Annotated in this window: 20 protein-coding genes; 2 read left to right on the top strand and 18 right to left on the bottom strand. The window is 27.8% G+C overall.

The genetic code is table 11. The annotated features are described in order from the left end of the window. Positions 1-17: 17 nt before the first annotated feature. The 3 genes from arsD to OW729_RS04020 all read right to left on the bottom strand — a co-directional run bounded on the left by arsD (position 18) and on the right by OW729_RS04020 (position 2,869). Positions 18-389, bottom strand: a complete 372-nt coding sequence (gene arsD, locus OW729_RS04030; protein WP_268060173.1) for an arsenite efflux transporter metallochaperone ArsD — start codon at positions 387-389, stop codon at positions 18-20. A 24-nt stretch (positions 390-413) separates the two neighbouring features. Then, positions 414-743, bottom strand: a complete 330-nt coding sequence (locus OW729_RS04025; RefSeq protein ID WP_268060172.1) for an ArsR/SmtB family transcription factor — start codon at positions 741-743, stop codon at positions 414-416. Between the two features lie 1,142 nt (positions 744-1,885). Continuing rightward, positions 1,886-2,869 carry a Gfo/Idh/MocA family protein gene (locus tag OW729_RS04020; RefSeq protein WP_268060171.1) on the bottom strand — a complete coding sequence of 328 codons (984 nt, stop codon included), beginning with the start codon at positions 2,867-2,869 and terminating at the stop codon, positions 1,886-1,888. A 281-nt stretch (positions 2,870-3,150) separates the two neighbouring features. Between OW729_RS04020 and OW729_RS04015 the strand changes: the two genes are divergently transcribed. Further along, a complete protein-coding gene (locus tag OW729_RS04015; RefSeq protein WP_268060170.1) occupies positions 3,151-3,375 on the top strand; it encodes a site-specific integrase in 225 nt (74 codons plus the stop codon). Positions 3,376-3,655: 280 nt separating this feature from the next. On the opposite strand, the gene OW729_RS04010 is transcribed toward OW729_RS04015, so the two are convergent. From OW729_RS04010 to OW729_RS03985, 6 genes are all read right to left on the bottom strand, one after another. After that, positions 3,656-4,090, bottom strand: a complete 435-nt coding sequence (locus OW729_RS04010) for a GNAT family N-acetyltransferase (protein ID WP_268060169.1) — start codon at positions 4,088-4,090, stop codon at positions 3,656-3,658. 544 nt (positions 4,091-4,634) lie between these two features. Then, positions 4,635-4,970, bottom strand: coding sequence for a DUF6054 family protein (locus tag OW729_RS04005; RefSeq protein WP_268060167.1), 336 nt, complete (start codon positions 4,968-4,970; stop codon positions 4,635-4,637). Positions 4,971-5,178: 208 nt separating this feature from the next. Then, positions 5,179-5,667 carry a GNAT family N-acetyltransferase gene (locus tag OW729_RS04000; protein WP_268060166.1) on the bottom strand — a complete coding sequence of 163 codons (489 nt, stop codon included), beginning with the start codon at positions 5,665-5,667 and terminating at the stop codon, positions 5,179-5,181. Between the two features lie 360 nt (positions 5,668-6,027). Continuing rightward, positions 6,028-6,960, bottom strand: coding sequence for an alpha/beta fold hydrolase (locus OW729_RS03995; RefSeq protein WP_268060165.1), 933 nt, complete (start codon positions 6,958-6,960; stop codon positions 6,028-6,030). Between the two features lie 390 nt (positions 6,961-7,350). Further along, the gene (locus OW729_RS03990) at positions 7,351-7,551 is read right to left on the bottom strand and encodes a hypothetical protein (protein WP_268060164.1); all 201 of its coding nucleotides are present in this window, start codon (positions 7,549-7,551) and stop codon (positions 7,351-7,353) included. A gap of 27 nt (positions 7,552-7,578) precedes the next feature. After that, positions 7,579-7,929 (bottom strand): hypothetical protein, encoded by a 351-nt coding sequence (locus OW729_RS03985; RefSeq protein ID WP_268060163.1) that lies wholly within the window; start codon positions 7,927-7,929, stop codon positions 7,579-7,581. Positions 7,930-8,220: 291 nt separating this feature from the next. Here OW729_RS03985 and OW729_RS03980 point away from each other — a divergent pair, with 291 nt between their 5' ends. After that, positions 8,221-8,469, top strand: coding sequence for a hypothetical protein (locus OW729_RS03980; RefSeq protein ID WP_268060162.1), 249 nt, complete (start codon positions 8,221-8,223; stop codon positions 8,467-8,469). Between the two features lie 1,672 nt (positions 8,470-10,141). Here OW729_RS03980 and OW729_RS03975 read toward each other — a convergent pair. The 9 genes from OW729_RS03975 to OW729_RS03935 all read right to left on the bottom strand — a co-directional run bounded on the left by OW729_RS03975 (position 10,142) and on the right by OW729_RS03935 (position 21,689). Continuing rightward, positions 10,142-10,741, bottom strand: a complete 600-nt coding sequence (locus tag OW729_RS03975) for an SGNH/GDSL hydrolase family protein (RefSeq protein ID WP_268060160.1) — start codon at positions 10,739-10,741, stop codon at positions 10,142-10,144. A 260-nt stretch (positions 10,742-11,001) separates the two neighbouring features. Continuing rightward, a complete protein-coding gene (locus OW729_RS03970; RefSeq protein WP_268060159.1) occupies positions 11,002-12,330 on the bottom strand; it encodes an L-cysteine desulfidase family protein in 1,329 nt (442 codons plus the stop codon). 550 nt (positions 12,331-12,880) lie between these two features. Then, the gene (locus tag OW729_RS03965) at positions 12,881-14,089 is read right to left on the bottom strand and encodes a dicarboxylate/amino acid:cation symporter (RefSeq protein WP_268060158.1); all 1,209 of its coding nucleotides are present in this window, start codon (positions 14,087-14,089) and stop codon (positions 12,881-12,883) included. Positions 14,090-14,477: 388 nt separating this feature from the next. Next, on the bottom strand, positions 14,478-16,232 hold the full coding sequence (locus OW729_RS03960) for a sigma-54 interaction domain-containing protein (protein WP_268060157.1): 1,755 nt from the start codon (positions 16,230-16,232) through the stop codon (positions 14,478-14,480). 267 nt (positions 16,233-16,499) lie between these two features. After that, the gene (locus tag OW729_RS03955; protein WP_268060156.1) at positions 16,500-17,930 is read right to left on the bottom strand and encodes an aspartate ammonia-lyase; all 1,431 of its coding nucleotides are present in this window, start codon (positions 17,928-17,930) and stop codon (positions 16,500-16,502) included. 291 nt (positions 17,931-18,221) lie between these two features. After that, on the bottom strand, positions 18,222-18,776 hold the full coding sequence (locus OW729_RS03950) for a Fe-S-containing hydro-lyase (RefSeq protein WP_268060155.1): 555 nt from the start codon (positions 18,774-18,776) through the stop codon (positions 18,222-18,224). A gap of 14 nt (positions 18,777-18,790) precedes the next feature. Further along, a complete protein-coding gene (locus tag OW729_RS03945; protein ID WP_268060154.1) occupies positions 18,791-19,630 on the bottom strand; it encodes a fumarate hydratase in 840 nt (279 codons plus the stop codon). A gap of 68 nt (positions 19,631-19,698) precedes the next feature. Then, positions 19,699-20,409 carry a cysteate racemase gene (gene cuyB, locus OW729_RS03940; protein ID WP_268060153.1) on the bottom strand — a complete coding sequence of 237 codons (711 nt, stop codon included), beginning with the start codon at positions 20,407-20,409 and terminating at the stop codon, positions 19,699-19,701. Between the two features lie 32 nt (positions 20,410-20,441). Further along, entirely contained in the window at positions 20,442-21,689 is a 1,248-nt protein-coding gene (locus OW729_RS03935) for a dicarboxylate/amino acid:cation symporter (RefSeq protein WP_268060152.1), read from the bottom strand. Positions 21,690-21,711 lie beyond the last annotated feature (22 nt).

Raw genomic sequence — 21,711 nt, 5'->3', positions numbered from 1 at the left:
TATCCCTCTTTTCTACTTTAACAACATCCACCTTTACATCCACACCCTGTAGATGGTTTTTTTATAGTTGCTTTTAGATAATCTTCTGGTATACCCAATAGTTTGCAAAATTCTTTGTTAGTTGGATAGTCCTTTGTTTTTACAACAACACCATCAACTATTGTAATCGGAAGTATATCTACTCCCTCTTTATTTAACAGTTTATTTATTTTCTTGTTATGAACAAATTTTTCTGGATTATTGTTTAGATTATATCTTTCAACTAATATCCCCTTATTCTTCAAGTTGTTTATTATGGTAGCAACTCTTAATAATTCAGGATTTATGGATGGTCCACAAACACCTGTTGAACAACACATAGCTGGATCAAAAATAATCATTTTTTTCATATTTATTCACTCCTTATTTTATATTTATTTACATTCACATTTAGAGTTAGGATTATTTTTGCATATGCATTCATCTGTATCTGTTACAAGATTCATAAGAAATAAAACAAGTTTGTTACAATTAGAGCTGTTAAGTGAATAATAACTCCATAGTCCTTCTTTTCTACATTCTACAATCCCACAGTCTATTAACACCTTCATGTGGTGCGAAAGTGTTGGCTGTGTAAAATCAAAATACTCTAATATATCACATGCACATTTTTCTCCACAAGACAATATATCAATTATTTTTAACCTACTTCCATCTGATAGTGCTTTAATTATTTTAGCATTTTCCTCATAATTCAATTTCATTTAATCACCCCTTATATAGATACTCATCTATATATAATATAATCTTTTCTCTGTATAAAATCAATATACACTCAATTTATAGATACACGATATTCTTTTATATTTATAACTTTCTATGTTAATTTATATTTTATAGTATTCCCATTTTTATTTTAATGTTACTATTTATATAAAATATTTCAATTTCTTTCACATGACAAATATAAAATGTTAACATATTTTCATGTATATGTCCTCAAATGTCCTCCAAAAATAAACCTAATTAAAACAAATAAAAATATACTAAACTATAATTTATAAAACAGTTTCTAAAATAAAAATATTAATCTCTAACATTCCAAAATTCTTATCCTACTTTATTATTTAATTTTTTATATTCATATATTTTCACATTCTAAAATTTCTAAACACCTAAATTCTTAAGATGTTTTATTCCTTATTTCTTTTATTTACAATTTCTAAAATTCCTAAAGTCAATATTTATACTTTGGATATTTTTCTCATCCTTTGACCCATTACTCACTAATATTTAACAAAGTAAACTATTTACATGAAGAAGTATGTGTAGTGCCTTTTTTCGTTAAATCCCTTCTATCTCCCATAGCTTTCAAGGGCTATTAACTATACATACAGAGGCTCCATATCACTGGCAAATATTTAAACATTAGATTTCATAATTTAAGACATCGAAATGCAACTCTTATACTTTTAGCTGGAACACCTGTAAAAATTCCTTCTTCAAGGCTTGGTCACAGTACTATTAATATTGCAACTGGCCTATATTCTCATGTTTTAATAGATATGAATATAGCTGATGCTGAAAAATTAAATGATGTTATATATAAATAATAGATCTACTTTAGATAAAAGTTCCATCTGTACTTCCAAATTTTAAAAAGCACCATAAATTATTAAAATCTAATAATTTATAGTGCTTTTTTATATCTAATTTAAGTTATAAATATGTGATTTTACTGCTATATTTTATATTATAAATCTTGTCTTTGTTTAGTACATAATATTTTGCTATTATATATTAAATATTTCTTTTAATATTAGCTTTTTATATCGTAATTTAAAAATATTCCCAACCTATTTATCAATTTTATTTTAGAGTTTTTTACCATCTCTTATACATTAAATTACTCATTATCTGCTGCAAATACAATTCCAGCATCTTTTCTTCCCATTACTGCTGTCTCTACAATGCTTAAAGAATGGTCTAATAATTCATGACACTTTTTCAAATCATTATTATGATACATAGTTATAAAATCTATTACCTCATAAATCATTCTATTTGAATATTTCTGTTCGTTATAAGTTTCAACCTTATCACCAACTCCAATTTCAACTGAAAGACATTGATTAGTAGGCCCATTTAATTTTATGTATCCCTTTGTTCCTTGAATAATAGCAAAGCTTGGACTATATGAATCTTTAGCCCCTACACACTCGCATATAAAATCATCATATCTTAAAATAGCAATCCCTGATGTATCAATTCCATTTTCAGCAATATTAGCAAGGTATTTTACTTCCTTCGCTTTTCCAAACAATCCAGTTACAAAGTGCAAATTATAAATATTAATATCTACCAATGCTCCCCCAGAAAATGCAGGGTTGAATACATTCGCCACTACTCCTGCTAAAAATCTATCATATCTGCTTGAATACTGAGAAAAATTACATTGAACTAATTTTATTTCACCTAAAGCTTCAATATGTTCTTTAATCTTAGTGTAGTTTGGCAAATGCAATGTTGTAATTGCCTCAAATAAAAACAAATTCTTTTCTTTGGCTAAGTCTATTAATACTTTTGCTTCTTCAACAGTTGAGGTAAATGGTTTCTCACAAATAACATTTTTTCTATTTTGCAATGCTTTTAAAGCATATTCATAATGCATACTGTTTGGCAATGCTATATAAACAAAATTTACATTTTCATCTTTAATTAAGGCATCATAATCCGTATATATTTGTTTTACATTATACTTATCTGCTAATACTCTGGATGTTTCTTCCTTTCTTGAATAAACAGCTGTACACTCAACATTTACTACTTCCTTTACTGCATTTAGAAATTCCTCTACAATCACACCTGTTCCTACTGTTCCTATTTTCATAATACTTTCCCTTCTTTATATATGATTAGTTCATATCTTATTTTTCACTTTATAGCTCAATTCTATAATATTATTTTAGAAGTGTAAATATAAATTCTGTTCTTTAAAATGTAATTTCATATTTCGTACGCACTTTATTTAAACTGTGTAGTAAATTACATTTTATTTGGATATTTTTCTTATCCTTTGACCCATTACTCACTAATATTTAACAAAGTAAATGTAGTACCCTTTTTAATCAAAGCCCTTGTATTTTTCATGGCTCTCAAGGGCTATCAACTATGCATACAGATGCTCCTGTCACTGGCAAATATTTAAACATTAGATTTCATAATTTAAGACATCTAAATGCAACTATTATATTTTTAGCTAGAACACCTATAAAAATTACTTCTTCAAGACTTGTTCACAGTACTATTAATATTACAACTGGCCTATATTCTCATGTTTTAATAGATATGAATATAGCTGATGCTGAAAAATTAAATGATGTTATATATAAATAATAGATCTACTTTAGATAAAAGTTCCATCTGTACTTCCAAATTTTAAAAAGCACCATAAATTATTAAAATCTAATAATTTATGGTGCTTTTTTATATCTAATTTAAGTTATAAATATGTGATTTTACTGCTATATTTTATGTTATAAATCTTGTCTTTGTTTAGTACACAACAATTTGCTAATACGCCTTAACTACTTTCTTAATTCTTAACCTTTTACCCTGTAATTTAAGAAGGATGTGATTATATAAGAATAAAATTTATGCTAATAAAAAGAACATTTCAAAACATTTTTTTGAACTTTCTCTGTTCTTTGTTTCCAATATATCCACAATTCATATAAAATACATGTGCTCCAGTTCTTGTTGCTCCTGAAGCCAGTCGAATGCCATAAGCACCTGTATCACGTGCCCATTTCTCAACTTCATTCAAAAGCATTTTTCCAATTCCATTTCTTTTATAATCAGATGAAACTGCAATCCCCATAATATTTTTCAAATGTGGTGCATATAGCAAATCATAATTGTTTGCATGAACATATCCTACTACTTTATCAGCAACTACAGCTACGTATATTTTATGGTTACTATCATTTAGTAATTGTTCTAATTGTTTTCTTGTATCTTCAGCAGGATATTCATAACCCATTTGATTTTTATTCAGCAAAACTATGTCTTTATAGTCCTGCGTTGCGCATTCTCTAATAATAATCTTCAAATTAACACCCCCAAGGTAACTTAATAATCTTTAATTCGTCATATCTTACGATCTTTAATAACTCCCTTCATTCTCTTTGCTACGCACTTTATTTAAACTGTGTATTAAATTACATTTTATTTGTATATTTGATTTCTATATTATACCATAAATCCCAATATCAAATTTCATTTATTTTAAGTTAGGTCTTCTTATTTGTTAGGTGACTTTTTATGTTTTCCTAATGTACTCCCCAAAAATAAACCCAATTAAAATAAATAAAAATATACTAAACTATAATTTATAAAACAGTTTCTAAAATAAAAATATCAATCTCTAATTTTCCAAAATTTTTAACTAAAAATAAGCACTGTGAAAGTTATTAAAATCTAATAATTTCAGTAGTGCTTTTATTATATCTAATTCAAATTATAAATGTGATTTTACTCATACATTTTAATTATAAAGCTTATCTTTGTTTAGTACATAATGATTTTCTATTGTGGCAAAACTTATTTAGAAATTGCAACTTACGTCTTCTGTACAAGTAAGAATTACATAAATTTTACTTTATTCGTTTTATGCTTTCTTTTACTATGTCTACCATATCATATTCAGCACCAAGACTGAAGTTAAAAATAACTCCTTGCCCCCCACCAGCGCCAATTGCTGAAATAAAAATATCCATCCCATGACCAACTATGGTCAAACTTAAACTAGCTCTATTTCCGTTTCGCATAAAATATTTGTCATATACTCGAACTACAATTTTAGTATCTCCGTAACTATAATTACTTTCGTCCTCTAAATTCATGCTCACTCCACTATTACTAATGTCATTTTCTAAATGCCTAAGCACATCTTCGAATTCCCCTGTTATTGATTGCTCAAATTTTGCCATAATAAACCTCCCCAACAAACCTAATTAAAATCTTCCCGGTTTAAAATTAATGTTTCACAATATTATTTTATTGTATCTTATCTACTTCCTTGAACATTAGATTTTATGCCGTTATGTAAGAATAAAGCTAAGATTCATTGCGAAATCTTATTGTTTAGTAAAATCATGTATATATGATCTTCCAATTTATTTTTAAATAAATATACAATTAAAACACTAAAATCATATCATACCATGTAGAACCACCGTGTACTGATTTAGATATCCCTTTATTTACATACCCAAACTTTGCATAATAATGGATAAGTTTCTCTTTACACGTTAGAATAACACCTTTGCGCCCCTCTAATTTTGATACTTCTATCATATGATTCATTAATTTTGCAGCAATTCCTTGATTACGATACTCTGGTATCACATCAATTCCAAAAATAGTCTGGTAAGCTCCATCTGGAATATGTAGTGTAGTATCATTATATAGTTCGTCATAGATAGCAGTTTCATTAATTATACATCCATTGATAAACCCAATTATTTTTCCATCAATTTCTGCTACGAAAAAACTTTCTGGAAATGTCTTAATTCGTTGTTCAAATGATTCCTTTGTAGCAGCCTCTGCCTCTGGAAAACATATTGCTTCCACTCCTGTTACTGCATCTAAGTCTTTTATAGATACTCTTCTAATTCTAATATCCATATACACTATCTCCTTTTGCTTAAAAATATAAATAATCTCTATTTCGCATATTATACAACTTTGTAATACGACACATCTTTTTCCAACTTTATATTAAATTATATTTTATTTGTATATTATGTTTCTATATTATACCATAATTTTTAATATTGAAATTTACATTTTTATTATTATATAACCAATGTATTTCAAATTAAACACTTAACATATTTCCTATAAAATTTTACAATAAACTATATTAAAACTAATAAAAAATTACAACCATTATCACATATGTTTTCTCCATAAAAAAGCGATATAGAAACTAGATTACAGCTTCCATATCGCTATAGCTATTTTTTACAGAACTTATTAATTTTATTATTTATAAAGAACGTCATTTATAAACTCTATCATTCCATCCTCAACTTCATCTCTAATATCTCGATAGTTATGTATTTCATGACGTTTTCCTGGATAAACTTTTGTTTTAACCTTATGTCCTGTTTCTATAAGCCAATTAGATACAGCATAAACACCTTCCCCATACTGACCAACTGGATCCTGATCTCCTGCGATGTTGTAAACAGGAATTGATGCTGGCACTTTTTCTGCCCACTTTGTTCCAACAATAGTATCCATCATCATAACAAAATAATATAGTGAACGTATATTAGGCGGTGCTGCAAAGTTATTGAATGGATCATTTGCATGGTCTGCTACCACATCAGGGTCACCACAAATCCAATCATTTCCCGTGATAGGATTTTCACAGCGATCTGTCATACAACTAAAAAGTTTTTCTATATAAGTAGGATCTATTTTCTCTCCCTTACCTTCATCTATCAATTTTTTCAAAATAGATATAAGTGAACTTGCATTTGGAAATACACCAGATGTTCCGCATAAAATCAATCCGTCAATTCCTTCTCCACAAGTAGCTGCATAGCATCTGGCAATCATAGATCCCATACTATGTCCATACATAAAATAAGGTAAATCAGGATATTCTTCCTGCACAATCTTACGAAGAGTATGTTCATCCTCTGCCATTGTCATATAACCTTTATCCCCCCAATCACTCCAATTGCCTGAATCATATGCTGTCTTTCCATGTCCTACATGATCATCTGCTGCAACTACAAAACCTGCTTCATTTAACTTCAATATCATATGGAAATATCGACGTGAATGTTCTCCAAAACCATGTACAAGCTGAACAATCCCACGCGGTTTACGAATCGGTGTATAAATCCAAGCTTGTACTATATCCTTTTGATTAAATGATTGGAAACTCTTTTCTTGAAGTGCCATAATAACCCTCCTTAAAGTATATTCTTTATATAGGAAAAGATCGCTATTCTAAACAATACTCATATTTTGTAAACCTTTCCACTCTTTTCTGAGTATATTATAATATTTTCTTACTCCAAAGTCAATTTATTACAAATATAAAAAAATTACATACACATATTTTTCTGAATACAATTCTATTGAAAATTTCCATTCATTTTTGATTATGATCTTATTAATCTATTAACATTTCTTATTTTTTATCTTTACTTTATAAATTAATTCTTAATAATAAAACGGCTGATATAATATATTTAATAATATGTTTTTATTTAAAAAATAAAACCACAGTTTCTTTAGGAAAAGCGTTTTAGGAAAATTTACTTCTATACTGTTAAATTACTTATTAAATTACTTATTAAATTTTCTAATTTCATCTACAATTATGCATGTACAGATTACAATTATTGAACATAATATTGAAATTGCCGAAGTCACAATACCAGCCTCACACGGACCAGCACCAATCCATAATCCAAAATTTATAGATATAAAATCTACTGATAAAAATATTATAATTCCCAACATTAAATAAATTACTTTGTTATTCATAATTACCCTCCTTAATTCCCCCATATTTCACTTAGCAAATTTTTTCTTTAAAAAATGTATTCGTATAAGGGTTAAGATAATTGAAATAGCTATTATGATTGAAGTTATGGTAAAATCTACTTTTCCAATAACCATTATTATACCTAAAATATATACTGGCCAAACTGTTTCTAACATTAGATATTTTTCATAGTTTTTCTTTAAAAAATATATTTCCATAAATGTTAAGATAATTAAAATAGCTGTTATAACTGAAGCTAACCAAAAATCTAGCTTCCAATAAGCAAGTATTACACCTAAAACATATAATGGCCAAATTGTTTTTAACCTTACATGCTTTTCATATCTAGATAATTTATGGTAAAGTGAAGGTTTCATGGATTAATCCCCCTTTAAACTTAGAATTGTTTTACAATTATACGAAATCAACAATCTATTAAAACGTAGTCTAAATTTAATAAAAGTTTTTTATCTACTAATTAATACTATAGAATAAAAAGTCTATGTTTAGTTAATTGAGGAAATTCTTTAAGCAGTGGAACTTTGTATAGAGTTATACAATTTTTTAAATTATAAAATTTATATTAATTTATATATATTACATTTAAATTGATGTTACAATTAGTGTGGAATAAATAGAATTATATTTACATGAAAGGAGAAATAAAGTTGAACAACATTATCAGCATAGTATTACTTGTATTATTAGGAGTGTTTTTTATTATTGATTATTTTAAAGATAAAAAATTTTATATGCTATTAATAATAATACCTATACTAATCCAAATCTTTTTTCAGACACCATTATCAAATAGTATTAGTAAAACATTATCAAACATATTAATAGGAATAGTAATTTTAGTTGGTATTTTTATTATTTATTTAGTTGTAAAGGATGAAAAGAGTGCTAATTTGTAAATGAATGCACTCTTTTTACATTCAAAATACCTTGTGAAATTTATAAATAGTTATCTATTTTTATATAAATATATCTGCAAACTTGCAGTTGCTTTCTAGCTTTTGATTGTATTATCTATATTATTTAAGAAAAATGAATAATATAGATAATATAAATAAAATCATACTAAAAATTAACGATATTAATAAATTATATTTTTTACTTGATTTTTTAAAATTATAAACTCTTACCAACTGTTGTAATCCCATAAAAGCTATCATTATAGATATAAATACATTATATGAGATATCAATTGAAATCATAACAATTCCACATAGTATCATTAAAAATAAAATCAATAAATGAACCATTATGATTCTTTTATTATAATACATATGCTCACTCCATCCATTTAGTGGCAGAATATAAATATCCACTATTCTTATATTTCAACAAATTATAGATTATAATAATTCTAAAAATACATTAAATAAATTGAGCTGGTTGTAAAATTATTTGATTCATTAATAAATCAAACAATTCAAAGCATAATTTTAGAAATACTAAAAGAAGTCTACATTATTTTAAAACAAAATCTTATGTAAAAAGTGAATAGAAAGCAATATAAATGATATTGCTTAAATAATTGTTTACTAGTTGTAAAAGAGAAACTTCTTTGTAGCACAGGTTTACATGATTTACAGAAGAAAATCGTTTTTATTTAGTGTAAGACAAATTAAGTATATTCATAATAACTTTTTTTTGTTCTTCTGATACTAATGTTTTAATATTAATTTTATTATTACATTCCATTCTTAAAATTAATTTATCTTTTTTGTGCTTTTTTATTTTAATTCCTAAAACATCAACATAATATATAAGTTTGCCATTCCACACAAATCCATTATCAATAAATATTAATTTATTATTTAAACTTAATATATTAAAATATATTATCAAATATAAAACAAAATATATATGTTCAATTGAATAAATATTTTGTTCTATAAATATTTGAACCCACAAATATAGTATTAATATAATAATAAATAGTATAAAAGGTTTCTTACTATATAAAGCCACTTTTAAACGTGCTTTTTTATTTAAAAGTAGTTTTTGAGTTTTATATCTTAATATTAAGTGACTAATAACTGCATCAATAAAAACTATAACAATTAAATATATTCTATATTTTGACATAAATTTATTTAATAATAATTTCTATTAAGTTGTATAGAAACATACTATTAAAGCCCCCCCTATTGTTTATATTTTAATTTTATATTGACTTCATATATGTTTATTTTCCCTAATTATATCATATTTTACTAATTTTTAATAAAGATAAGACTTTTTATACTTTTAAAAACTTATCAATTGTTTTATTAATAATGTATTTAGCTGTAAACTAAAAAACTAACCCAGTGGTAAATCCTTATAGAATAAGACTTTTCCCCTGGTTAAATATAATTTTATATAAATTATATTATATTAATACAAATATTGTTGAAATTGCATGCAGCCATACAGTTTGTAATTTATTCAAATTGCTCGGATACAAATAAAACCTATCTTTTTAATCTTTATAGAAACTCGATGTTACAGTATATCCCAATATTATACTCGAAATGACAACTATATAGTCATTTTCTATACTAGCTGATTATTAATATAAAATGTTCAATATAATTATCAAAGTAAAAATTCAGAGATAAATTTAGCTTGCAGCTTATAAACTTCATCAATAAAATGAACATGATCGCAGTATTTATATAAATTGCATTTATCAATATAATCATATAAGTCTATTAAAATTTCTTTTTTAAATACATCTTTAGCTACTTCATTGTATTGAATTACATCAGAATTATATCTTAAATATCCAACCTCTCTATTATTATGTATAGAATCTATTACTGGAGTTGTTGTGATCCATATTACTTTATTTGAAATCATTTTTGATAATTTTAATATTTCAATTAGATTTTCTTTATAAGAGTCTATTGGAACTTGTATTTGTATTAGATACATTTCACGGGTTCTTCTTATATCATGCAAACCACAATTAATAAGTAAAGCATCATAATAATTACCATTATCAATTTCATTTTTTAAGATATTAATAACTTTGACACTATCTCCGCAGTTTGAATATTCAGCAGCTTCTAGGTTTAAAAGAGATTTTGCTACATCCCCACCCCTACACAAATTGTATTTTGGTTCAAGCTCTTTTTTTAGATAAGGAGTATATCCTAAAGAAATGCTGTCACCAATTAATAAAAGACTTCTCATAGTATTTCCTCCTATATTTGAAATATAGATTTTTCACTAAATTTTTTATATCATATATTGCCACCTACTAAAACAATTTACCATCATTTTTTATTTTACTTTAGGCTTTGATTTCTCTATTTCAGTATTTTCAAGATTATAATATTATTAACAGCTTATTTCTGTTTAAAAGTTATCAGAAATAAGCTGTTGATTTAAGTGCTGTATAAATAATTGAATTATATAATCTATAAACTTACATTTCAGTTTTTAGTTTTTAATTATGCAGTTTCCTCAATATTTTGTTCTCCCTTTTGTTTAGCAACCATTATATCTAACATCATTTTATCTGTTTGTTTCATTCCATAAGAACCTATATTTCCTACATTTCTGATTGTATTTTCTACATTTTTATCAATTATACCTTCTTTTTCTGATATACCAATATTTTCAATAGCTAACATAGCAGAAATAACTGCTGCATTTACAGCTGTTGAAACTTTTAATGCACAGCTAGTCTTTGCTCCATCACATACAAGCCCAGTAATATTTCCTAACATATTATTTATAGCTCTTTTTATAGCGTCAATATTTCCATCTAAAAGATATGTTATCCCACATGAAGCTGCTGTACCTGCTACAACTACTCCACACAATGCTGCTAATCTACTTAAGTAATTATGAATATGAATTGCCATTAAATTACTTAATGCTAAAGCTCTTGTGATTTTTTCTTCACTAGCACCTAATTTTTCTCCAACCGCTATTACAGGCATAGATGCTGTTATACCTTGGTTTCCACTTCCTGAATTACTCATAACAGACATCATACATCCTGCCATTCTTGCATCAGCACCACCACTTGTTCTTTTTATTGCTGAAATTATGATATCGTCTGCTAATAATCCTTTATCTATATATTTGTCAATAGTTTTTCCAACTTTAAGACCATAATCATTACTTAATCCTTCTTTAGATATTTCTTCATTTAATTTATCTTTTTCACGTATAAATTTTATATCTTCTAAAGGTGCATTTACAGCAAAATCATAAATGCTGTCAACTGATAAATATACCTCATCATCATTTTCCTCCAAAGCAACTTTTTTTACACTACTTTTCTCATTATCTTTTTTAAATAAAACTTTATTGTTTAATTCTACTAAAACAATATTTATATGAGTATCTTCAATAATTACTCTAGCATTATCGTTACCATTCCTACAAATAACTTCTATATAAAGGTCAGCAACATTTTCTTTAACTTTAACGTTTACTCTACCTTCTTTCATCATTCTTTTGCCTTCAATAACGTCTTTTTGAGTTATACTTTTTAAAACTTCTAATACAGCATCAGCAGTACCACCTAATGCTCCTGTTGCCGCTGCAATGTCTAATCCTACCATTCCTGTTCCAGGTACCCCTACTCCCATTCCATTTTTTAGCATGTTACCACTTACAAAAACATCTATTATTTCTGGTTTTTTATTTAATGTCTTTCTTGCCTTAGCTGCAGCATAAGCAACAGCTATAGGCTCTGTACAGCCTATAGCAGGTATTACCTCTTTATTTATTAATTTAATATATTTTTCCCAATTTTTATTTTCCATAATTTTTCCCTCCTAAATAGTTATATAGTAATATTTAAGCAAAATCCATACCATAATTGTGGATATAGTAATACCAGCACTTTCAAGGTTTTATTTGTTCTTACTTTTGAAAATAATCAAAAATAATTGATTTTTATAATGATAAAGCATAAAATTGTCTGAGTTATATGGTGATTTTGCTTGCTTTTTGCATCTTTGCAAATGCTTTCTCATTTTTGCAAATACTTTGTACTTTTTTTAATTATCTACATAACTTAGGAAATTGCATAAATAAAAAACCACATTTACAATAAAATTCTTATTTGTAAATGTGGTTTTTTGTTTATCCGATGTCTAGTCATTCTAGTATCCTATTTTCTTTAAAATAGTAGCAAAGAATGTCACGACCCTGGATAACGGCTTCTAGAGGAGTAAAACTCCTAAGAATCCTGTTTATCCGATGTCTAGTCATTCTAGTACTCCTATTTTCTTTAAAATAGTAGCAAAGAATGTCACAACCCTGGATAACGGCTTCTAGGGGAGTAAAACTCCTAAGAATCCTGTTTATAAATTAAATGCTAGCTTGTTCAACTTTATTTTTATTTGATTTAAGCTTTCCATCTTTATCATAGAATATTCCTCTAAGCATTAAAGCTAAAGCTCCATCTCCTGTAATATTACATGCTGTTCCAAAACTATCTTGAAGTGCAAATATTGCCATTAGTAATCCTACTCCTGATGCATCAAATCCCAAAACTCCTGTAACAATTGCTAAAGATGCCATAACTGTTCCCCCCGGAACACCAGGTGCTCCTATAGCAAATATACCAAATAAAATTATAAACAACACAACTGTACCTACTGGAGGTAATGTACCATAAAGTATTTTTGATATTGTAAAACAGAAAAATGTTTCTGTTAAAACAGATCCACAGAGGTGAGTAGTTGCTCCAAGAGGAATAGCAAAATCAACTACTTCTGGTATTAATACCTTTGATTTATGAGCACATTTTAATGAAACAGGTAATGCTGCTGCACTTGACATTGTTCCTACTGCTGTCAAATATGCTGGCAAATAATGTTTTACTACTTCTAAAGGATTTTGTTTTGAAATTGCCCCTGCAAGTGAATACAATATTGTAAGCCATATAAAATGTCCTATAAGCACTATAATTATAACTTTTAAAAATACAGGTAGTTGTTTAGTTAAACTTCCAGTATATGCTAATTCACTAAATGTAGCCGATATAAAAATGGGTAAAATAGGGACTACTATTCTAGTGATAATAGCAAGCACCATTTTTTGTAGTTCATTTAAAAGCTTATCCATAACTTCTGCCTTTGTCCATATTACTGATACACCTACAAATATAGCTAGAACTAGTGCTGTCATAACAGGCATAACAGGATCAATTTTTAATTGGAAAATAACCTTTGGTAATTTTTGAAGTTTTGCTGCTTCACTAGCAATATTAAAATGAGGTATTATAATATATCCTGCAATGGCTGACATTGTAGCTGCCCCAACTGCTGATAAATAGCACATAAGTGCCATAGCTCCAAGCATCTTACTTGCATTATTTTTAAGGCTTGTTATTGCTGGTGTTATAAATCCAAATATAACTAATGGTACAGTAAAGAAAATTATAGATCCTAAAATTTCTTTAATTGTTAATATTACCATCATAGCTTTTTCATTAATAATAAGTCCTGCTCCTACACCTATAGCTATACCTATAAGCATTTTGATTATTAATCCCATATCATGCTTCTTTTTCATATTCACACTTCCTTCTTTATTAATTTGTTATTTTTAACTGAAAGTTTAAAAATTTTTTGATGTTTACTAGTAAACGTTTATATTAAGTACTTTTATATTTGAAGCAAAATCCATACCATAATTGTGGATATAGAAGTACCACCATTTTCACAGTTTTATTTATCTTTATTTTTGAAAATAATCAAAAATAATTAATTTTTATAATACTAAAGCATCAAATTAACTCAGCTATATACTGATCTTACTTGTTTTTTGCATTTTTGCAAACGATTTCTCATTTTTGCAAATACTTTACATTTTTTTCAAATTATCTACACAACTGAGGAAATTGCATAAATAAAAACCACATTTACAATAATTTCTTTTATTTGCAAATGAGGTTTTTATTTTATAAATTATATTTTTTTAGTTTTCTATATAACGTAGAAAGTTCTATTCCTAATTCTTCTACTATCTTATTCTTACCTTTAGCATCATTTCCATATTTATTAATCATATGCATTAATATATTTGTTTCGTATTTTTCCATTCTGCTTTTAAGACTTAATTTACTTTGTACTTTACCTCCATAAATCTTTTGCTGCATTGTAATAGGCAAGTTTTGGGGTATTATTATTTTTTCTTCAGTTATATTAACCAAGTATTCTATAACATTTTCAAGTTCTCTTATATTTCCTGGCCAACTATATTTAATAAATATATCTTTAAGCTCATTAGAAAATATCTTATTTTCTTTTTCAAGTCTGTTACAAAATTTTTCAAGTAAATATTCGCTTAACAAAAGAACATCTTGTTCTCTTTCTTTTAAGTTTGGTAAAAAAATAGGTATTACATTCAATCTATAATATAAATCTTCTCTAAACTGTTCATTCTTAACCATATCTTCAAGATTTCTATTAGTTGCAGCTATAATCCTAACATTTACATTGATTTCTTTTTTTCCACCAATTCTTCTAAATCTCTGTTCTTGAAGAACCCTCAAGATTTTAGGTTGAAGGTGAAGTGGCATATCTCCAATTTCATCTAAAAATAGAGTACCACCATTTGCTAGTTCAAATTTTCCCATTTGTCCTTCTCGTCGAGCACCAGAAAATGCTCCACCCTCATAGCCAAATAGTTCACTTTCAAGAAGATTGTCTGGAATTGACGCACAATTTATTGCAATAAATGGTGCGCTACATCTATCACTTTCATAATGTATTGCTCTTGCAAAAATTTCCTTTCCTGTTCCACTTTCGCCCCTTAAAATGATAGTAGAGTTACTTTTAGCTATATTCTTTGAAATACGTTTTACATCCTTTATGCTTTTACTTTCCCCTATTATATCTTCAAATTTTACTATTTTTTCTCCTTCAATAAGCTTATATGCATCACGGACTTCATCACTAGTCTTATTAATTTCTATTATACTACTAACTTTTTTACCTTGAAAGATAACAGGGTTATTCTTAATTGTTAATGCAATTTTTTTGCCATCTGAATTAATTTTCTCAGCATTATATTTAACTCCAGTTAATTCTAAATTCACATTAGGTATAAATTCTTTTACCGAATGATTAATCACATTTTCTTTAATAGTATTAAAAATCTTTTTGGCTTTTTTATTTATATATTTTATCATTCCTTTACTATCAACACATAAAATTCCATAACTTAAACCATCTATTATTTGATTAGTCTCTTTTGTTTGAATTTTTAGCTGATTTATAGTTTCACTATAAATCATATTCCCAAGTAAAACCTCACTAAGTTTTTCAAGGAAAATCACTAAAGAATCATAATTTTTTCTAATTATATTCTCTTGTTCCTCTTTAAAGGAATTTATTCCTATAATTCCTATTACTTCATCATATTTTAGTATTGGATATCCTATAGTAGAAAACTCTGTACAAGTATCTTTTGCAGAACACTTTTCGCAAATATAATTAGAATAAAATTTATCTGAATATTTAGGTTTTTTTTCATTTAGTACAAATTCAAACAAACATTTTTTAGGTATCTTTTCACCTATACAATTTTTATATTTACCAGTAGCAGCTATTCTAATTAAATTTTTATCAACAATAGTAACATCTACATGTAATACTGCAGCTATAGCCTCTGCTACTTCTTGTACAGATGTACTTATATCTTTTAAAGACATTATACTATACCCTCCTAGTCAAACCTTATGTTGTATACTGATTAGCATATATATTTATTTAATTATATTATTACATTATTTTTTTGTCAAAACATGCTATATTTTCAGAGATTTAGCATGGAGATCTTATTGAAAAATTTATTAGCATTTTTCCACGTTTATAGTATATTATAAATACAACATAAACCCATCAAAGACAAATAAAAGTTAATCTGTAATAATCAATATATCATTACAGATTAACTTTTTTATTTTAATATATAACAATTAAGCTAATTTTAAGAGTTTATTTTTTATTAATTCTTCTCCTGATATTCCTGGAATGGTCATATTATATACATCAAGTATTGTGTCAAGCTCTTCTTTAGTTAACACACCCTCTTCTAATGCAATTTCTGTTACTGCTCTATTTGTTTTAATAGCTTTTTTAGCAATTTCAGCAGCTTTCTTGTATCCAACATGTGGACAGATAGCAGTAATTATTCCAACACTATTATAAACTAACTCTTTGCATCGTTTATCGTTAGCAGTTATATCTTTAATACAATTGTTAATAAAAGTATCAACACCATTTTTAATGGTATCTATAGATTGGAATAATTTATAGAATAATACTGGTTCAAATGCATTTAATTCTAACTGACCTGCTTCAGCAGCCATAGTTATTGTCACATCATTTCCTATAACATTAAATGCAACTTGACTAACTACTTCTGGTATAACAGGATTAACCTTTCCAGGCATTATTGATGATCCATTTTGTTTTGCTGGAAGATTAATTTCACCAAAACCGCATCTTGGACCAGAAGATAGTAATCTAAAATCATTTGCCATTTTTGATAAATTAACAGCACAAGTTTTGAGTGTAGAAGAAACCTCCACATAGCAATCTAAGTTCTGAGTTCCATCTATAAGATCTTCTGCTTGAGTTATTTGTAGTCCAGTAACTTTTCTTAATTCAAGAGCAATATTTTTAACATATCTATCGTCAGCATTAATTCCAGTTCCTATAGCTGTTCCCCCCATATTTACACTTAATAAATTTTGGGATGTAGCTTTAATACGATTTATATCTCTTTTAATAGCCTTTGAATAAGCATTAAATTCCTGTCCTAATCTGATTGGAACAGCATCTTGCATTTGAGTTCTTCCCATTTTTATAACATAATCAAATTCTTCAGATTTCTTTTTCAAAACCTGATATAATTGTACTAATTTTTCAAGTAAAGCATTTAAAAGTTTTGCTGATGTTATTTTACCGCTGGTTGGAATAACATCATTAGTAGACTGTCCCATATTCACATGATCGTTTGGGTGTACTATGCTATAATCACCTTTTTCTCCACCTAAAATTTCTATAGCTCTATTAGCGATAACCTCGTTAGCGTTCATGTTCATGGAAGTTCCAGCTCCACCTTGGATTGGATCAGTAATAAAATGTTCATGTAATTTTCCTTCTATTATTTCATTACAAGCATCAATAATAGCATTTCCTATTCTTTTTTCTAAAAGTCCAACACTCATATTAGTTATTGCTGCTGCTTTTTTTACTTCTGCCAATGCTATTATAAATTGAGGATGTATAGTTAAACCTGTAATTTTAAAATTTTCTGCAGCTCTTAATGTTTGAACTCCATAATAAGCAGATTTTGGTACTTGTTTTTCTCCTATTGAATCGCTTTCTATTCTAAATAGCATTTTGATTCCCCCTTAATTTATATTTTCAAATTAATAATCAATTTTTTTATTTAGGTTCTGTTTTAAAATAGTGTTGTTTTTTACACTCTCTTAAAATTTCCTTTAGCGTTCCTAATAACATGATTTAAATTGTTAAGTTCATTATAATGGAAAGTTACAATTCTTATTTAGTTTAAGTAATTGAGCGTTAATAAATTTAATTGTTTGAGCTATGCGAGTTATAAAATTTTAATGATGTTACTTAAACCAAATTTAGAATTGTTTTTGAAATTATACGAAATCAACAATTTATTAAAACATAGCCTTAATTTCATATTCTTTTCTTCCCTGTTCATATAAATCATTTCCATACATATCATTTACAACAATAGCTGGTAAACCTTCTACCTTCAATTTTCTCACAGCCTCCGTTCCAAGGTCTGGATAAGCTATCACTTCTGCACTCTTTATAGAGGATGCTATTAATGCTCCTGCTCCTCCAACCGCTGAACAATAAACTGCTTTGTTTTTTACTATGGAATCCTTAACATCTTTACTTCTAGGACCTTTCCCTATCATACCTTTTAATCCATTATCCAATAAAATTGGGGCAAATCCATCCATACGATAACTTGTTGTTGGACCTGCTGAGCCTATTGGTTCTCCTGGCTTAGCTGGGGCTGGACCAACATAAAAAATCACTTGTCCTTGTAGCTCCATTGGCAATTTTTCGCCTTTTTCTATTAAATCAACTAGTCTAGAATGAGCTACATCTCTAGCAGTATAAATTGTTCCATAAAACTCTACATTGTCACCAACTTTTAGTTTTCTTATAGTTTCTTCTTCCAATGGTAAATCCACTCTCATATTTTCATCTCCTCTTATATTATAATCGTTTCATGTCTTGCTGCATGACAATTAATATTAATTGCTACTGGTAAAGAAGCTATATGACATGGATATGTTTCTATTTTTACACCTAAGGCAGTTGTTCTACCTCCTAAGCCCATAGGTCCTATTCCTAATTTATTAACAGATTCTAAAATTTCATCTTCTAACTTTGCTATTCTAGGATCTTCATTATAATCATCAAGTGGTCTTAATAAAGCTTCTTTAGATATCAAAGCCGCTTTTTCAAAGGTTCCTCCAATTCCTATACCAATTACAATAGGTGGACAGGGATTTCCTCCTGCTTCACTTATAGTCTGTAATACAAAATTTTTAACTCCTTCTTCTCCCTCTAAAGGCTTTAACATCTTAATTCTGCTCATGTTTTCACTTCCGCCTCCTTTAGGAGCAATAGTTAACTTAATTTTATCTCCTGGCACAATTTTTATATGAATAACTGCCGGAGTATTATCATTAGTATTCTTTCTATATAAAGGATTTTCAACAATGGATTTTCTTAAATATCCCTCATTATATCCTTGTCTTACCCCCTCATGAATTGCTTTACTAATATCCCCATTAACATGTACTTCCTGACCTAATTCCACAAATACAACTGCTACTCCTGTGTCCTGACAAATAGGCATTTTTCTTTCAGCAGCTATTTTATCGTTTTCTAATATTTGTGATAAAATTTCTTTTCCAACAGGTGATTCTTCTTTATCATATCTTTCATTTAGTGCTTTCATTACATCATTACCTAAGAAATAATTAGATTTTATTGCTATAGTTTTAACAGCAGATATTATCTGTTCAGCATTGATTTCTCTCATCCCCATATTTCTCCTTTCAAATTATGTTCTATATTTTTCTATAGATAATTCATTTCCATGAGTTTTTCTTAAATTAATTTATTATCACTTGCCATTTTCACAGCTCTTCGTGCTAAAATATCTGTACTTGAAATAAAATTAAACTCTTTCAGTTCATCAAAATGAAGATTATCAAATAATATCGGAAGTTCTGTACAACCCAATACTATTGTTTTAATACCTTTATCTTTAAACTCATTCAACATTTCCTTTATTAGATCAGTTTTAAAAGATTTCACTCCTTTTTTAACCTGATAAATTAACTCTGATATTAAAGATTTATACTTTCCACTAGGCTGTACTATATTAATATTATATTTCTGAAAATATTTTTCATATACTCTTCCTTCATATGTTCCTTTAGTGGCAAGCAATCCTACCTCATCATTTTTATATCTATTTAAAATATATTTTGCTACTTCATCAATCATATTTATAAATGAAACGTCTACAACTTTTTTAATCTCATCTAAGAAATAATGAGCTGTATTACAGGGCATAACTATTATATCTGCACCCATTAGTTTCAATCTCATAGCTGTTTCTATTAAATCATTAACTGGATTTTCTCCTTTACCTAGTATATAGCTTGTTCTATCAGGTATTTTTGCATTATCTTCAACTATAATATGAATATGTTCCTGATCTTTTTCTGCAGCTGTATAATTAACTATCTTTTTGAATAAATCTGCTGTAGCTTCTGGTCCCATTCCGCCTAAAACACCTAATGTTTTACTCATTTCACCTCACCCTTATAACTAATATAATTTATTTACACATTCACATCTTGATCAGCTGCTGCTTGTGAAGCAATGTTAGGGTTAGCTAATTCTCCTTCTGAAGCGGCCACAACAATAGATGCAGCAGCATTTCCTGTTACATTAACAGCAGTTCTTCCCATATCTAAAATTCTATCAATACCTGCTATTAAAGCTGCCCCTTCCAATGGTAGTCCTACTGAAGATAAAACCATCATAAGCATCATAAATCCTGCTCCTGGTACGCCTGCTGTTCCAATTGATGCTAAAAGTGCTGTAAGAAGTATTGTTAATTGTTGCCCTATTCCTAAATTTATGCCATATGCTTGGGCAATAAACATTGCACAAACACCTTGATATATTGCAGTTCCATCCATATTTATTGTTGTTCCTAATGGTAGTACAAAACTCGCTATTCCATCTGATACTCCAAAAGTTTTTCTCACTATCCTAATTGTTAAAGGAAGAGTTCCTGCACTACTACTAGTACTAAATCCAAGTACCGTTGCTGGAGATACTCCTTTAAAAAAGCTTAATGGAGATATTTTTGCAAAAGAAGTAACTGAAAAAGAATATGCAACAATTGAATGTATAATAAATCCTAAGTATACAACTAATATAACTTTCATAAGTGGTAATAACACATCAGGTCCATTTTGAGCAATAACTGGTACGATAAGTGCAAAAACTCCATAAGGTGCTAATCCCATTATCATTTCAGTTAATTTATACATTATTTCTGCCAAACTATCGAAAAATTTTAAAAAAGGCTGCCCTTTTTCTCCTATCTTAGTAGCTCCTACGCCAAGTACCAATGCAAAGAAAATAATCTGTAACATATTTCCTTTTCCCAATCCTAGCAAAGGATTTGATGGAACGATATTAAGAAGTGTTTCACCTAATGATGGTGCTTTGTTAACTGCTTGTGTAGAATTATTAGCAATGGTTAGTCCTAACCCTACCCCTGGTTTTAAAATATTAGCTAGAACTAATCCTATAACTATTGCTATACCTGTTGTTGCAAAGAAAAAAATCATTGTTTTGCCGCCAATTCTTCCAAGTTTTTTAGTATCTCCTATACTAGATGCTCCAACTATCAATGAAGAAAACACCAATGGAACTATTGTCATTTTAATAAGATTTAAAAATAAAGTTCCCACAGGTTTTATATATGTTATAGCTATTATTGGATTTTTAGTAAATGCCAATCCTACTAAGATTCCTGCTATCATTCCTATCATTATTTTGGTTACAAGCTTCATATCATACCCTCCTAAACATTTG

Source organism: Clostridium brassicae (genome assembly GCF_026738875.1).
GTDB classification, from domain to species: domain Bacteria; phylum Bacillota; class Clostridia; order Clostridiales; family Clostridiaceae; genus Clostridium_H; species Clostridium_H brassicae.
This window is presented reverse-complemented; position numbering and strand designations above follow the sequence as displayed.